At 68.5% G+C, this 1,107-nt stretch carries 1 protein-coding gene; it reads right to left on the minus strand.

Annotation, left to right across the window (positions count from 1 at the left end; translation table 11 throughout):
- Positions 1 to 7: 7 nt before the first annotated feature.
- Positions 8 to 1,107 (minus strand): ISAs1 family transposase (locus AB0H52_RS32035; protein WP_357952045.1); only part of this gene is annotated, 1,100 nt, incomplete at its 5' end.

The following is a 1,107-nucleotide window of genomic DNA, read 5'->3' on the forward strand; positions in this document are numbered from 1 at the left end:
ACCAGGGCTATTGCGTAGTGGGGTTACTCCTGGTCACGGCGTCGATGAGGTCGTGTGGGCGGTGGTTGGCGCGTCGGGTGGCTTCGGCGATGTTGGTTGCACCGTTGGTGCGGTGGTAGCCGATTGAGGTGTTACGGAGCGTGGCGAAGACGGCAGGGCCGTTGCCGGTCCTGGCCCGGTGGGCGTCTTCACGTAGCGTCACGTCTCTGACGTGGTGCAGGCGATTCTCGATGTGCCATTCGGACCGGGCCCAGGTGCCCAGGTCGGTGGGGTGGGCCTGCTCGGCGGGCAGGGACACGGTCAGGTACGCCGTTTCGCGGGTGGTTCTGCCCTTGATCGTGCGGGTCCGGGTGATCCGGACGGCCTGCTGTGCGTGCGGAAAGCCCAACCCGCCTGGGGTGTGGATGGTGATTGCTTTGACGGTTCGGGTTTCTTTACGGCCGTGGCCGGTGTCGCGGGTCTGGTCTCCGACCGGGACCTGCGCCCAGGGTAGGGCCTTGAGCTGCGCGAACAGCTTCGGTTGGTTAGCCTTGACCGCGACCATCAGATGCCCTCCGGCGGCGGCGAGCAGCTCGGCGTGTCCGGTCTGGGCGTGCAACGCGTCCGCGACGACCAGGATGTCTGTGAGTGATCCCAGCTGGGCCGCGACCAGCCGCAGCAGCGGCGTGAACGCCGGGATTTCGTTGGACTTCGCCGCGATCTGCACCTGGGCGAGCACGACACCGGTGCTCGTGTCGTAGGCCGAGAGCAGATGGACCTGCCGCCCGTCGGGTAGCCGGGCACCGCGGACGACCTTCCCATCGACGGCGATGACGAGGCGCCACCGCCGTCCGGTCACCACCACCGGCGCCGCCCGGGCACGCAGCCACCGGGCCAACACCTGCGACAGCACCTCGGCGTCGATACGGATCAACAGCCGCCACACCGTCGTGGCTGCGGGAACCCGATCGGTGAACCCGAGTCGGTCCCACACCGATCGGTCCTGATCGCGCACCCAGTCGCTGATCGCGGCGAACGTGCACGCTCCGGCCAGCACCGCACACACCGCCACGGACAGGATGCTCACCAGCGGATAGCGCCGGCCCCGTGGATCGCGCGGGTCAGACA

Source organism: Micromonospora sp. NPDC050695 (assembly GCF_040654415.1).
GTDB lineage: Bacteria > Actinomycetota > Actinomycetes > Mycobacteriales > Micromonosporaceae > Micromonospora.